The organism is Psychrobacter fozii, assembly GCF_003217155.1.
In the GTDB taxonomy this organism is placed as follows: domain Bacteria; phylum Pseudomonadota; class Gammaproteobacteria; order Pseudomonadales; family Moraxellaceae; genus Psychrobacter; species Psychrobacter fozii.
Map to the genome: position 1 here is coordinate 21,797 of NZ_QJSU01000014.1, position 14,273 is coordinate 36,069.

At 42.2% G+C, this 14,273-nt stretch carries 11 protein-coding genes; 10 read left to right on the plus strand and 1 reads right to left on the minus strand.

What is annotated here, in order from left to right:
- Window positions 1-17 precede the first annotated feature (17 nt).
- From DFP82_RS14100 to DFP82_RS14145, 10 genes are all read left to right on the plus strand, one after another.
- Complete coding sequence (locus DFP82_RS14100; RefSeq protein ID WP_110924356.1) at window positions 18-1,250, plus strand: flavin-containing monooxygenase; 1,233 nt, start codon at window positions 18-20, stop codon at window positions 1,248-1,250.
- A 45-nt stretch (window positions 1,251-1,295) separates the two neighbouring features.
- The gene (locus DFP82_RS14105; protein WP_110924357.1) at window positions 1,296-2,777 is read left to right on the plus strand and encodes an aldehyde dehydrogenase family protein; all 1,482 of its coding nucleotides are present in this window, start codon (window positions 1,296-1,298) and stop codon (window positions 2,775-2,777) included.
- 209 nt (window positions 2,778-2,986) lie between these two features.
- Window positions 2,987-4,429, plus strand: coding sequence for a Na+/H+ antiporter NhaC family protein (locus DFP82_RS14110; protein ID WP_201589858.1), 1,443 nt, complete (start codon window positions 2,987-2,989; stop codon window positions 4,427-4,429).
- 82 nt (window positions 4,430-4,511) lie between these two features.
- Complete coding sequence (locus DFP82_RS14115) at window positions 4,512-5,312, plus strand: helix-turn-helix domain-containing protein (protein ID WP_110924359.1); 801 nt, start codon at window positions 4,512-4,514, stop codon at window positions 5,310-5,312.
- A gap of 366 nt (window positions 5,313-5,678) precedes the next feature.
- A complete protein-coding gene (locus DFP82_RS14120; protein WP_110924360.1) occupies window positions 5,679-6,827 on the plus strand; it encodes an ornithine cyclodeaminase family protein in 1,149 nt (382 codons plus the stop codon).
- Window positions 6,828-6,950: 123 nt separating this feature from the next.
- Entirely contained in the window at window positions 6,951-7,376 is a 426-nt protein-coding gene (locus tag DFP82_RS14125; RefSeq protein ID WP_110924361.1) for a RidA family protein, read from the plus strand.
- Window positions 7,377-7,397: 21 nt separating this feature from the next.
- The gene (locus DFP82_RS14130) at window positions 7,398-8,696 is read left to right on the plus strand and encodes an NAD(P)/FAD-dependent oxidoreductase (protein ID WP_110924362.1); all 1,299 of its coding nucleotides are present in this window, start codon (window positions 7,398-7,400) and stop codon (window positions 8,694-8,696) included.
- 213 nt (window positions 8,697-8,909) lie between these two features.
- Window positions 8,910-10,322 (plus strand): aspartate ammonia-lyase, encoded by a 1,413-nt coding sequence (locus DFP82_RS14135; RefSeq protein ID WP_110924363.1) that lies wholly within the window; start codon window positions 8,910-8,912, stop codon window positions 10,320-10,322.
- Between the two features lie 247 nt (window positions 10,323-10,569).
- On the plus strand, window positions 10,570-11,865 hold the full coding sequence (gene hisD, locus DFP82_RS14140) for a histidinol dehydrogenase (RefSeq protein WP_110924364.1): 1,296 nt from the start codon (window positions 10,570-10,572) through the stop codon (window positions 11,863-11,865).
- A 466-nt stretch (window positions 11,866-12,331) separates the two neighbouring features.
- Complete coding sequence (locus tag DFP82_RS14145; RefSeq protein ID WP_110924365.1) at window positions 12,332-14,014, plus strand: NAD-dependent malic enzyme; 1,683 nt, start codon at window positions 12,332-12,334, stop codon at window positions 14,012-14,014.
- 197 nt (window positions 14,015-14,211) lie between these two features.
- Here the strand turns inward: DFP82_RS14145 and DFP82_RS14975 are convergent, their stop codons facing one another.
- Window positions 14,212-14,271: an IS3 family transposase gene (locus DFP82_RS14975; protein ID WP_077447752.1), complete on the minus strand. Its 60-nt coding sequence runs from the start codon at window positions 14,269-14,271 to the stop codon at window positions 14,212-14,214.
- Between the last annotated feature and the right edge of the window lie 2 nt (window positions 14,272-14,273).

A 14,273-nucleotide genomic window follows, 5' to 3' on the forward strand; every position in this document is an offset into this window, starting at 1 on the left:
ATTTACTGGAGAAAATAATGCAGACGACGGATACGTTAGTAATTGGCGGTGGACAAGCTGGTATTGCAATGAGTGAGCACCTGTCCAAGGAAGGCATTGAGCACATTGTCTTAGAAAAGAATCGTATTGCAGAAGCATGGCGTACTCGCCGCTGGGACTCTTTAGTTGCCAACGGACCTTGCTGGCATGATCGCTTTCCTAGCATGCTGTTTGAGGATGACCAAGAAGGATTTATTCATCATGACAAGGTTGCGGATTACTTCCAAAAATATGCCGAACATATCAATGCCCCTGTTCAAATAGGTGTTGCGGTTACTAAGGTTACGCCTTTAAAGGGCAGACAAGGCTATCACGTCACTACCTCAGAGGGCGAGTTAGAAGTCAAACGAATCGTGGTAGCAACTGGGGCGTTCCAAGTACCTTCTATTCCACCGATTATTGCTTCAACCGCCAACGTGCAACAAATCCACTCGGATAGTTATAAGAATCCTGAACAGTTGCCAGAGGGTGCTGTATTAGTGATTGGTAGTGGCTCATCAGGCGTACAGATTGCTAAAGAATTAAATGCTGCTGGCAAAAAAGTTTATTTGTCTGTTGGTGCGCATGAACGTCCACCAAGACGCTATAGAGGTCGGGACAATGTTTGGTGGTTAGGCGTATTAGGCGGTTGGGACAGAGAAAAACCAAATGATGGACCATTAAAAGGCTTTGCTGTCAGCGGTATGAATGGCGGAGAAACAGTTGATTTCCGTAAGCTGGCTCATGATGGTATTCATTTATTGGGCTTAACGAAATCATTTTCAGGCGACACGCTAACGTTCAATGATGATTTATTCGAAAACGTCAATGAAGCAGAGCAAAACTATTTGGCGCTTTTAGATGTGGCAGATAAATATGTTGAAGACAACGGTTTAGATCTACCTGAAGAGCCAGAAGCCCGTGAGTTCTTAGCGTTACCTGAATCTATCAGCAATCCGAGTTTATCGATAGATTTCAGTGAAAGTAACATCACTACCGTGATTTGGGCAACTGGTTTTAAATATGACTACAGCTGGTTAGAAGTTGATGTGTTGGATGAAGTCGGTCGCCCGCTACATAATCGCGGTGTCACGTCAGCAACTGGTATTTATTTTGTCGGCTTGCCTTTCTTGTCAGGGCAGGGGTCATCCTTTATTTGGGGGGTTTGGCATGATGCTGGGCGTATCGCTGAACACATCGCTATTAAGAGAAAATATCACGAGTATAGTTAAGGACGCTAAATACGCCAACAAACCAAATTTCTATAGGAATAATTGATGAACACATACAACGAACTCTATATTGACGGCAAATGGGTGACACCATCAACCGGAGCCACTATCGCTAATATCGACCCTAGTAATGAAAGTGTGATTACTGACATTGCTAACGCGTCTGTCGAAGATGCAGAAGCAGCTATTAAAGCCGCTAGAGAAGCATTCGATAATGGTAGTTGGTCTGGACTCACAGGCTCACAGCGTGCGAAGTATCTGCGCGCTATTGCCAAAGAGATCAGAGATAATTTGGATTTTTTGGCGCAGTTAGAAGTACAAGACAACGGCAAGCCTTTTACAGAAGCTCAGTTGGATATGAACGGTGTAATCGATTGTTTTGAGTTTTATGCCAACCTAGTAGAAGATTTTGATAACAATCAAGAGTCTGAAATAGAGATTCATAGTGAGGGTTATAGCTGCCTAGTTCGTAAAGAGCCATTAGGAGTAGTCAGTGCCATTATTCCATGGAATTTTCCACTAGATATGGCAGCGTGGAAAGTCGCTCCTGCTTTAGCAGCGGGTTGTACGATGGTATTAAAACCTGCAGAAGTCACCTCCATGACTGCCATAGAGCTGGGTCGTATCTGTCAAAAAGTTGGATTACCTAATGGCGTATTAAACATCGTCACTGGTCATGGCTCAAAAATAGGGCCGATCTTATGCGAGCATCCTGCTGTGGACAAAGTTGCCTTTACTGGTAGTGGCCCAGTCGGCAAGCAGATCATGCGATCAGCTGCAAATACGGTGAAGAAAATTAGCCTTGAGCTTGGCGGAAAATCACCACTCATTATTTTTGATGATGTCGATATTGAGACAGCAGTCGAATGGATTATGTTTGGTATTTTTTGGAACCAAGGCCAAGTCTGTTCTGCAACCTCAAGAGTATTAGTTCAAGACGGCATCTATGATGAATTGACAGCGCGCTTAGTACAAGAAGCTGAAAAAATCGTTATTGGTAATGGTATGGATAAAGGGGTTCAGCTAGGGCCTGTCGTCAATAAAAAACAGTATGACGCTGTTATGACGACGCTTGAAAAAGGTAAGTCTGACGGTGTTAACGTCTTAACTGGTGGCAAACGAGCCAGCGGATTTGATAAAGGCTATTTTATTGAGCCGACCGTTTTTGGCGATGTTCCTGAAGATCATCCTATTTGGACAGATGAGATTTTTGGACCTGTCGTTGCCCTTCGTCGTTTTACAGATGAAGCAGAAGCAGTTGCAAGTGCCAATAACTCAGAGCTGGGTCTGGCCGCTGGTGTTATTTCTAAAGACATTGATAGAGCCAACCGTGTCGCTCGAAATCTACAAGCAGGTATTATCTGGGTCAATTGCTCACAGCCGCTATTTTTACAAGCGCCTTGGGGTGGTTACAAACAGAGTGGTATAGGACGAGAGTTGGGCACTTGGGGTCTTGATAATTATTTAGAAACCAAACAAATCACGACATACCACAGTGAAGCGCCTTTGGGCTGGTACTTGAAGTAAAGGTCAATGGTTATTTTTATTTGGCATAGCAGTCATATTCAGAAAAATTTACGTTGATTGATGGCATGGATGTTATCAATCAATAAAAGTTGCTAATAATTTATTCGCTCTGATTCATAACGCAGAGCGAATAAATTACTTTTAAATTTTAATACTACTTATCTTATATTTCACATTGGCTATTAATCATATTAAGGGATTTTATGAATATGACTCTAAACCCACCCACGCCAAATTTTCTATTAAAAAGGGCTCTGCCCACACTCATTATTATAGTGGCGATCTATCTTTTATCGCTATTACTTGGTATTCACATTAATGCCGTCGCCCTAACCATTATATTAATGGTTACGTTTTGTTTAATAAAAATGCCAGTCCCCATTGCCCTTATTATGGCTGCTTTATTAGGTGGTTTACAATCGGGGCTTTCTTTTGGGGATTCATTAGCCGCTTTTAATGAAAATTTGCTCTCAGGTGCTCAAATTGGTATTACCTATATCATGATTGGTGCCTTTGCAGTAGCGTTGGCTCGTAGCGGATTACTAGAGCTATTGGCAGCTAAAATCACCAAAAAAATGGATAGTAATACGGTTACGGCACATAAAAGTATTAAGTGGACACTGTTTATTATATTTGCGGTCGCCGCTTTGATGTCACAAAACTTGGTTCCTGTACATATCGCTTTTATTCCTATTCTCATACCACCACTGATTCATATTATGAATGAGTTGAAAATGGATCGCCGTGCAGTTGCTTGTATTTTAGCCTCTTGTATCAGTGTCGCTTACTTACTGATACCGTATGGCTTTGGTGACGTGTATCTCAAACAAATATTGTTGGCAAGTGCCAATGACGTTGGTGCAAGCTTAGGCTTTGTTGCGACATCCAGTATGGCACCCAAAGCGATGTTTTTTCCAGTGATGGGTATTATTGCCGGCATGTTGTTTGCAGTATTTATCACTTATCGCAAACAACGTGAGTATAAAGACCTTCCTGTATTAACCTCTAAAGTTAAATCAGACAAACCCATCAATAAATTTCAGATTGCTATTACGCTTATCTCGATTGGTGTCGCTTTAACCTTACAGATTATGTATGACTCATTATTAGTAGGAGCTTTAATCGGTTTTGTAATCCTATCGTTTTCTCGTATTTTCCGTTGGAATGAGCAAGATGGTGTCTTTACTCAAGGTGTTGCATTGATGGCAGAAATCAGTGTCGTCATTACACTGGCGACTGGCTTTGCAGGTGTGATTACTGCGACTGGTGAAGTAAACTCATTGATTGAGATTTTTATGAGTTACATTGGCGACAATAGAGTGATGGGTGCCACTGTCATGATATTGATGGGTCTCTTTATCACCATCGGCTTTGGGGATTCATTTGCCTCAGTTGCAATTCTTGCGCCTATCTATTTGCCTTTAGCGTTATTACTCGGTTTTTCGCCATTAGCCAGTTTGGCAATATTGGGGGCATCAGCAGCGTTAGGTGATGCAGGCTCGCCTGCGTCTAGTATTACACTGGGCGTCACAGCAGGTTTGAATGCGGACGGACAGCATGATCATATGATAGACAGTGTTATTCCTACCTTTACACATATTAATATAGGAATGGTGCTATTCACTTGGGTTGCTGTAGTGTATATACTTTAATGACTCATAGAATGGTGACCAACAGCTATTTTGGTCGCCATTCCCAGCCTTTTATACCTATTACTATTCGTCAGGGAGGCTCATGAACACTCAATTAATCAGTCCAATTCAGCCGTATTTTATATTAGATGCGCAAAACAGCTACCAAAAAAAAGAGATCAATCGTGATGGTATTACCCACTTTTATTGCTTTACCTTAGACAAAGAAGGGGATGCAGTTAGTGTGGTGCCAGATGCTAGTATCGATATTATTTTTAAATTGCACAAAGACAAACCTGAAGCATGGGCTTGCGGCAGTTGGCGAAAGCTTGGAAAAATGGTCTTTGAGCATGGCTGCTCATACTTTGGCATACGCTATCAAATTGGTATAGTGCCGAGTTTTTTGTCCATCAAGCCAGGAGACATCATTGATCAAAGCATTCCTTTACAGGATGTTTCTGTATTAGGCGCTTCTTTGGTCGATAGGTTATCTGACTGTCAAAGCTTTGAACAACAAATCAGCGCCTTCCAACAAACTTGTAGTCAAAAAACAGATTTGTTAGAGTCCTCCAAGCTATACCACGTACTGATTAAGCTAATGTTAAAGCACCATGGTAATATTAGTATCACTGAGCTATGTCATCAAAGTGGCTATTCTGCCCGAACCATCGGTAACTCTTTTAATGATTATTATGGTTTTTCTCCGAAAGCCTGCAATCTGATTTTGAGATATCAGCACGTATTAGATAGGTTGATGCAAAATGACTGCAAGCGCCTAACCGATCTTGCAATCGACACTGGTTACTCAGATCAAGCACATTTCTTTCGACAATTTAAACAATACAATGGACAAGGTCCAAGAGAGTTCCAGCATATGCTGAATAAGTATATTCACAGAGCTTAATTCTAGGGCTGCGCTCTATAAATCCGTTATCGTTATAAAATAGAAATTTTATGGCGTCTGTATTTTAATTATCTGCTATTTTTAAGCGTCCTATTTTCATTGAACGGCATCAAGCTATTGATGACCGCATATTTCTGCATTATCTCTCCTAAAGTAATCTATCTCCTTAGCTGTGATCGCTTCTTTGATATCGCTTGATTCGTTTCAATTCATCAATTCCAACACCTCATAATTTTATTATTAACTTGCTTATAAAAAGTCAGGTTTTAGGTTTTCTATTGCCGATTTATTCTATTTATAGGATTTGTAGTGTGTGACTATTAAGTGACAGCAAGCAACGTAAACCAATAAGGAAGTGAGAATAAAATGACAACGGAATATGCCAATACGAAGATTGATTTTATTTATTTATCAGAGCCAGACATGATTGCGGCTGGCGTGACTGACATGGCGCAATGCGTAGATACCATGGACGATATGTTCAAACTGCTATACAGCGGTGACTATCGTATGGCTGGACCTAATAATGATTCTCATGGCGCCATGATGATGTTCCCTGACGAATCTCCATTTCCTAATATGCCAAAAAACACGGCTGATCGACGGTTTATGGCGATGCCTGCTTATTTAGGCGGTAGCTTTCAAACGACGGGTGTCAAATGGTACGGCTCAAACACAGAAAATAGAGGTAAAGGTCTGCCACGCTCTATTCTCACCTTTATGCTAAATGATACGGACACTGGCGCACCTTTAGCTTTGATGTCAGCAAACTTATTATCAGCGCATCGTACAGGGGCTATCTCTGGTGTAGGCGCGAGATACTTAGCTAAGAAAGACAGCAAAGTGGTCGGAATCTTAGGACCTGGAGTCATGGCTAGAACGGCACTAAGTGCGTTGGTTGTGACGTGTCCTCAAATTGACACCTTAAAAATTAAGGGCCGAGGCCAAAAAAGTTTAAACAAGTTTATAGACTGGGTGACTGCAGCGCATCCACAGATCGACGTGCAAATCGTCGATGAATTAGAGGACTTAGTTCGTGGCTCGGATATCGTGACTTATTGTGCTTCAAGTGTCGTTGGTGATGCAGCAACTTATCCCATTATTAAAAAAGAATGGTTAAAACCTGGCGCATTCATGGCGATGCCAGCGGCTTGTAATATTGATGATGCGCTTGCTACCTCTGATGTCAGAAAAGTTTTAGATTGTACTGGATTATATGAAGCTTGGTTTGAGGAGTCAGACCATAAGCCTGCTCATAATTATGTGCCAATCATTGGCGTAAAGTTCATGGATATGGTTGATGAAGGTGCTCTAAAAAAAGAAGACATCGAAGACTTAGCCAAAATTATCAGTGGTGATGCACCTGCACGCCAAAATGACGATGAGATTATTATCTTGTCTGTTGGTGGCTTGCCTATCGAAGATGTGGCGTGGGCGACCGTCGTATATCGCAACGCGATTGAAAAAGGTATTGGTGTGAAGCTTAACTTATGGGACACCCCGGTCCTATGTTAAGTAGTGCTATCTAGCTAAGCTTATTTATTTCAGGCTATTAACTTATTTACGTAGCCTGACAGCGTTATAACTTTTGATAAGTTATAAATTGTGTTTTAACTACATTCAACTGAGAGAATGACAATGACGAAAATTACTAAATTAAAGACAGGTTCAGCGCTAGAAGAGCACAGCAGTTATTCACGCCTAGTATGTGTGGATAATTGGATTTTTGTTTCTAACACAGCGGGCCGTTGTCCTGAGACCAAAGAAATTCCAGACGATTTGAAGGAACAAACTCTGCAAGTATTTGCCAATATTGAACGGGCGCTAAAAGCAGTGGATGCGTCATTGGCAGATGTGGTGATGTCTCGTGTTTTCATTCAAGATCCAAAAAATACAATGGATATTATGGAAATAGTCGGGGAGAAATTTAGAGGTGTTGATCCTGCTACTACCGTTAGCTGCCCACCGCTGGGTTCTGATATCTACAAAGTAGAGATAGAAGTGACTGCGTTCAAAGGCGCCTCAAGTGCAGAAACAGTTACCATCAATATTGGCCAATCATAAGCCATAAGGAGTACGGTTCTAATGGCACCTATCATAAAACCGATTATCAATCCTGCGACCAATTTACCGCATGCTACTACTGTGGTCATCATTGGTGGCGGCATTGTTGGATTGACCGCCGCCTTAACACTTGCTGAACGCAATGTACCTGTCGTGGTACTAGAAAAAGGAAGAATCGCAGGTGAGCAGTCCTCTCGTAATTTGGGATGGATTCGAAAAACCAATCGTCTTTCTGATGATGTGCCTTTGGCGCTAGCCTCTGACAAGTTGTGGGCAGAGATGTCCAAAAGAGTAGGCGCTGATGTGGGATATAGTCAGTCTGGTATCTTGTTTATTGGCAGAACACCTGCCGAAATAGCAGGGTATGAGAGTTGGCATAACTCTACACAGTCATTAAATCTTGATTCGCGTATGGTCACGGCCAAGCAGATTGACCAGCTCGTGCCAAACGGTCGCGGCAAATGGGCGGGCGGGATTTATACGGCATCTGATGGGCGCGCAGAGCCGACATTGGCATCGAGTGCTATTGCCAATGCCGCCATTGCCAAAGGCGCTGTCATCATCGAAAACTGTGCGGTCAGAACGCTGGCCACCAAAGGCGGGCGTGTGTCTGGCGTCATTACTGAACAAGGTGAGATTCTTTGCCAAGAAGTGTTGTTGGCGGGCGGGATTTGGTCGCGTAGATTCTTAGGCAATTTGGGCGTCAATTTGCCGACATTACCAACGATATGCTCGGTGTTGAAAACCAAGCCAATGGATATTAAATTTGCCCCCTCTGTAGGCGCCCCAGATTTTTCATTCAGAAAGCATAGAGATGGTGGTTATATTATTTCGCAAAGAGGTAAGTTAGATGCGCCATTAACCATAGACCATTTGTTGCTAGGGTTAAAGTTTTTACCTGCGTTAAAGGGGCAGCATAAATTCTTAAAAATTGGCTTAGGTAAATACTTTTGGGATGATTTACGTCTAGCACGAAAATGGAAAGAGGACAGTGTATCGCCCTTTGAAAAAGTTCGAGCCATGAATCCACTGTCAAATGAAGTACTGACGGGCAATGCCTTAGACAATCTACGTGCATCTTGGTCGGGTTTTGAGCATGCAGAGATTGAAACACAATGGGCTGGTGTGATTGATATAACGCCAGATTCTAACCCTGTGATAGATCGTATTGATAAAATCCCCGGTTTGACTATTGCGACTGGGTTTTCAGGGCATGGATTTGGTACGTCGCCTGCTGCAGGTCAACTTGCTGCCGATATGGTCATGCAAAGTGACACACCTTTAATTGACCCAACACCTTACCGATTTTCACGTTTTTAAAGTATTTTTACTTATGTCACACATGGATGAGACATAAGCAACATAGATTGATTTACCGCAGGGCTCGTTATGCTGATAGCAGTATAAAAAGCAATATCATCTCTGCAGCAACGATTTCTTTAACCAAGTAACGCTATCAATTGCCATTCCAACCGAATGACAACATAAGCACATTATCATTAATCAGGGTTCTATAAAAAGGAGTTTTACCCGATGAATACTGCTACTCGCCAAGAGCATGATCTAATTGGCTATCGTGACGTGCCAGCCGATGCCTACTATGGTATCCAAACTTTACGTGCCTTCGAAAACTTCACCGTTAGTGGTGTACGCTTGCATCAGTTTTCTACGTTTGTTAGAGCGCTGGCTACCGTAAAAAAAGCCGCGGCAATCGCTAATAATAAAGTTGATGTGCTCGATGAACGTATCAAAGACGCTATCGTCGCTGCCTGTGATGATGTGATCGATAACAAATATCATGACCAGTTTATCGTCGATATGTTTCAAGGTGGCGCAGGTACTTCAACCAATATGAATGCCAATGAAGTCATCGCCAATAGAGCGTTGGAAATCTTAGGCTATCAGAAAGGCGACTATCAGCACGTCCATCCAAATAATAATGTCAATCTTTCACAATCGACTAACGATGTCTATCCTACAGCGATGAAAGTCGCTTTAGATGATTACTGTACGCGCTTGCTACAAAAGATGAAGGTACTACACGACAGCTTCATAAATAAAAGTATTGAGCTTGCTGATGAATTAAAAATGGGTCGGACACATCTACAAGATGCAGTACCTATGACCGCCGGTCAAGAATTCAATGCTTTTGCAACAATGATCAAAAAAGAGATGGCTCGTATAGAATCTAGTCGTGTGTTATTTCACGAAATTAATATGGGTGGTACAGCGATTGGTACGGGATTAAACGCACCTGTTGGCTATTCAGAGCTGTGTGCACAAACATTAGAAGAGCTTACAGGCAGACCTTATTACATCGCCGAAGATTTGATTGAAGCCACGCAAGACACGAGTCCTTATGTGGCGTTGTCCGGCAACTTACGCTTACTCGCTGCACGCTTATCGAAAATTGCCAATGATTTGCGCTTACAGACGTCTGGCCCGCGGGCAGGTCTGGCTCAATACCGTCTGCCAGAAATGCAGCCTGGTAGCTCGATTATGCCGGGTAAGGTAAATCCAGTAATCCCAGAAGTTGTGAATCAAGCTTGCTTTCATGTGATGGGGGTAGACAATGCTATCGCTATGGCCTCTGAAAGTGGTCAGTTACAGCTGAACGTATTCGAACCCGTCATGGCATTCAATTTATTTACGGGCATGAGCATGTTGTCAAATGTCTGTGAGGTTTTTGCGACTCGTTGTATTGATGGTCTTATGATGAATAATGAGGCTTGCCGTGTTGAGGTTTTTAATAATATAGGCTTGGTCACCGCACTGAATCCACATTTAGGTTATGAGTCTTCGTCTTATGTGGCTAAAAAAGCGCAAGAAACGGGCGGCAGTGTTTACGACATTGTTTTAGGTGAAAAGCTAATGAATAAAGAGACTTTGGACTTTGTTTTATCTCCTGCCAATATGGTTTACCCAAAAGTGAAGCTGATGCCTTAGTATCAGTATCAGTTTTGCTTTGAGTTAACAGAAAGGTCGTATTCGCATTTGCTAATACGGCTTTTCGTTGTCTGATGATCAAGTTGTTAGAGTAAGTCAAAAGTTATTAAATCTTTTACCCTCAAAGTGATTTAAATGAACGTTAGACACCAAAGAGAATCTATCAGCCTAGTTTAATTTTTTAGAGCTGAGGTTGTTTTGTTCAATCAGTTATCAACATCAATTACAAACATTAAGGATTAGACTTATGCGCCAGTTAAGTACCCAAGACACAGATTTTGAGCAGCAGCTAGCTACTTTGCTTGCCTTCGAAACTGTCAATGATGCCAACTTACTAAAGACAGTAGATGACATCATTGCTCAAGTTAGACTCGATGGTGATAGCATCGTACTGGCACTAACTCAGAAGTTCGATCAACATCCAGCCACATCAATCCATGAGCTTGAGTTGTCTAAAGACTCTTTGGCTGAAGCGTTTGCTACATTAGACGATGAAGCAAAGACTGCATTGACCACGGCGACAACAAGAGTAAAAGACTTTCATCAACGCCAAGTACAAGAAACGTGGCAGTATGAGGATGAGCTGGGCAATCGACTAGGGCAAAAGGTCACACCACTTGATCGAGTGGGTATTTACGTACCGGGTGGTCTAGCATCTTATCCCTCATCAGTCTTGATGAATGCTATACCTGCTAAGGTGGCTGGTGTCAAAGAAGTCATTATGGTGGTACCAGCACCTAAGGGTGTACTCAATCAACTGGTTTTAGCAGCGGCTCATTTAGCAGAAGTCGATCGAGTATTTACGATAGGCGGAGCGCAAGCAGTGGCAGCATTGGCGTATGGTACAGAGACTATCCCGCAAGTAGATAAAATTACGGGTCCTGGGAATAAGTTTGTGGCCGCTGCAAAGCGTGCAGTATTCGGGCAAGTGGGTATCGATATGATTGCAGGGCCATCAGAAGTGCTCGTGTATGCGGAAGGTGAAGCAGATGACCGTGCTGATTGGTTAGCGATGGATTTATTGTCGCAAGCGGAGCATGACCGTGTGGCTCAAGCTATCTTTGTGACAACCTGCCCTAAGCAGCTTGCAGCAGTGGCAATCGAGATTGAGAAGGCGTTAAATAATCTGCCAAAAGCCGATATTGCCCGAGACTCTCTAAAACATCGTGGCGCATTAGTGTTAGTGAAAGACCGTAGTGAGGGCATGGCTGTTATCAATCGTGTGGCACCTGAGCATTTAGAGTTGTCTGTTAATGATCCAGATGCGCTACTTAATGACATTCGCCACGCTGGTGCTATCTTTATGGGTCGTCATACACCTGAGGCTATTGGTGACTACTGTGCAGGGCCTAACCATGTGTTGCCAACATCAGGAACGGCAAGATTTTCTTCACCGCTTGGTGTCTATGACTTCCAGAAGAAATCATCTATTATTTACTGTAGTGAAAGTGGTAGTAAGCCGTTAGCTAAAACTGCTGATATATTAGCTCAACGTGAGGATTTGGATGCGCATGCGCGTTCTGCACGCTATCGGTATCAGTAGAGCTTTTAAAAGGTTAAGAGTGCATGAGCAATATCTATCAATAGTTAGCAATAATTAGCAATAAGAGACAAAGTTTCAGTTCAAAGCATCAAGAAAGCCAGCAGCTCGCTGGCTTTCTTTTTTATATGGTTTAAATTAAGTCCGTCTTAGATAGTTAAGCTTATATAAGGCGCGACCTACATATAGAAACCATTACCATGTCATATGCTCTGTTTAGATAGAAACAAAACTTTCATATGCTTTGTTATTGTTGACTTGGCATTTGACTTCTTTCATGCAGATCCATAGAAAACGATATTGTTTCTCGGTAAATGTATCAGTGTTATCAAGCTTAGAGCCACACTTATTCAAAATGATTTTGTTATCTATTGTTAAATACCAGTCGATGCTATGTATAATGCAGCACTAGCATAGCTTTCACTCAGTATGGCTTTCACTCATACGCCTTTAACAAGAAGATTACATTATGTCAAACAAGCGTCCTTTATATATTCCCGTTGCTGGCCCCGCTCTTTTAGAAACTCCTTTACTGAATAAAGGTAGTGCTTTTTCATCAGAAGAACGTAGTAGCTTTAATTTAACGGGGCTATTACCTCATAATATTGAAACGATTGAGGAGCAATCATTACGTGCTTATCATCAACTGAGCTCATTCACTGACGCTATGGATAAGCATATTTACTTGCGTAACATCCAAGATACCAATGAAACCTTATTTCATCATCTCATTGAGCAGCATATTGAGGAAGTCATGCCGCTCATTTATACCCCAACCGTTGGTCAGGCGTGTGAAAAATTCTCGCAAATTTATCGTCGTAAACGGGGTTTGTTTATCTCATATCCTGAGCGTCACAAAATCGACGATATGCTACAAAATGCCACCAAACAAAACGTCAAAGTGATCGTTGTTACTGACGGCGAACGTATCTTGGGCCTAGGGGATCAGGGTATTGGCGGCATGGGCATTCCAATCGGTAAGTTGTCTTTGTACACGGCTTGTGGTGGTATTAGCCCAGCTTACTGTCTACCTATTCTGCTGGATGTCGGTACCAATAACCAACAGTTGCTTGACGATCCTATGTATATGGGCTGGAGAAATCCGCGCATCTCTGGCGATGAATATAATGAATTTGTGGACTTATTTATTCAAGCTGTTAAGCGCCGTTGGCCAGAAGTGTTATTGCAATTTGAAGATTTTGCTCAGGAAAACGCTACCCCGTTATTGAATAAATATCGTGATCAGCTATGCTGCTTTAATGATGATATTCAAGGGACTGCTGCGGTATCGGTTGGTACTTTGATTGCAGCGTGTCTAAATAAAGGTCAAAAACTTAGCCAACAGAATATCGCATTTTTAGGCGCAGGATCTGCTGGTTGTGGTATTGCTGAGCATATTATTCGTCAGATGCAGCGTGAAGGATTGACTGAAGAGCAAGCTCGTAGTCAAGTATTCATGGTTGATCGCTATGGTTTATTGACAGATGGTATGACAGAGCTACAAAAATTTCAAGAACCGTTAGTACAAAAAGAATCAGCTGTTGCAAGCTGGGATAAAAGTAAGAAACTCGGCTTAGCACAAGTGGTTAAACAAGCAAAAATTACCGTATTATTTGGTGTTAGCGGACAAAAAGGTCTGTTCACCCAAGAGGTCATCGAATCGCTATGTGCTAATACTGAACACCCAATTGTACTACCACTTTCAAATCCAACTTCTCGTGTTGAAGCGACGCCGCAAGAAGTCATGAATTGGAGTAAAGGTAAGGCAATTGTTGCAACGGGTAGTCCGTTTCCTCATACCACTTATAACGGTCAGTCTTTTGAGGTTTCTCAGTGTAATAACAGCTATATTTTCCCCGGTATTGGTCTAGGTGTTTTAGCAGCACGTGCGACGGGTATCAGCGATAATATGCTAACGGCGGCAAGCCAAGCCCTTGCAGATATATCCATGGAATACGAAAAAGCACCTGGTGCCATCCTACCGCCGATTAAAGTTATCAGAGAGATCAGTGAAAAAATAGCGTATGCCGTGGCATTGCAGGCGGCTCAAGATAAGCTGGCACTCCCTATCACAGCGGAGAACTTACAACGCCGGTTGAAAGCGAACTTTTGGTTACCTGAATACCGTAACTATCGTCGTACTTCTTTCTAGTTTTATAAATTAGATATAAAAAACCTTAATATTGGGCAAATTATCTAAGTACAATACTGAATAAAAAAGGGAGTTGATGAGCCTATTATGCTGGAGAAGGTATCTGGCTTTGCAAAACAATTCTTGTCAGTAGCCTGATGTTAATAGCAAAAAACCACCTTAACTGAACTGACCCCCAAATATTGGACGGTTTAAGTTTATATCAAGGACTGAGTTCTGTATTGCACAGGACTCAGTCCTTTTAGTTTAAGCTGAATTC

What these genes read in the sequence shown, in the direction of transcription:
- DFP82_RS14100 (WP_110924356.1), top strand. Translation starts at nt 18, where the DNA reads ATGCAGACGACGGATACGTTAGTAATTGGCGGTGGACAAGCTGGTATT.
- DFP82_RS14105 (WP_110924357.1), top strand. Translation starts at nt 1,296, where the DNA reads ATGAACACATACAACGAACTCTATATTGACGGCAAATGGGTGACACCA.
- DFP82_RS14110 (WP_201589858.1), top strand. Translation starts at nt 2,987, where the DNA reads ATGACTCTAAACCCACCCACGCCAAATTTTCTATTAAAAAGGGCTCTG.
- DFP82_RS14115 (WP_110924359.1), top strand. Translation starts at nt 4,512, where the DNA reads ATGAACACTCAATTAATCAGTCCAATTCAGCCGTATTTTATATTAGAT.
- DFP82_RS14120 (WP_110924360.1), top strand. Translation starts at nt 5,679, where the DNA reads ATGACAACGGAATATGCCAATACGAAGATTGATTTTATTTATTTATCA.
- DFP82_RS14125 (WP_110924361.1), top strand. Translation starts at nt 6,951, where the DNA reads ATGACGAAAATTACTAAATTAAAGACAGGTTCAGCGCTAGAAGAGCAC.
- DFP82_RS14130 (WP_110924362.1), top strand. Translation starts at nt 7,398, where the DNA reads ATGGCACCTATCATAAAACCGATTATCAATCCTGCGACCAATTTACCG.
- DFP82_RS14135 (WP_110924363.1), top strand. Translation starts at nt 8,910, where the DNA reads ATGAATACTGCTACTCGCCAAGAGCATGATCTAATTGGCTATCGTGAC.
- hisD (WP_110924364.1), top strand. Translation starts at nt 10,570, where the DNA reads ATGCGCCAGTTAAGTACCCAAGACACAGATTTTGAGCAGCAGCTAGCT.
- DFP82_RS14145 (WP_110924365.1), top strand. Translation starts at nt 12,332, where the DNA reads ATGTCAAACAAGCGTCCTTTATATATTCCCGTTGCTGGCCCCGCTCTT.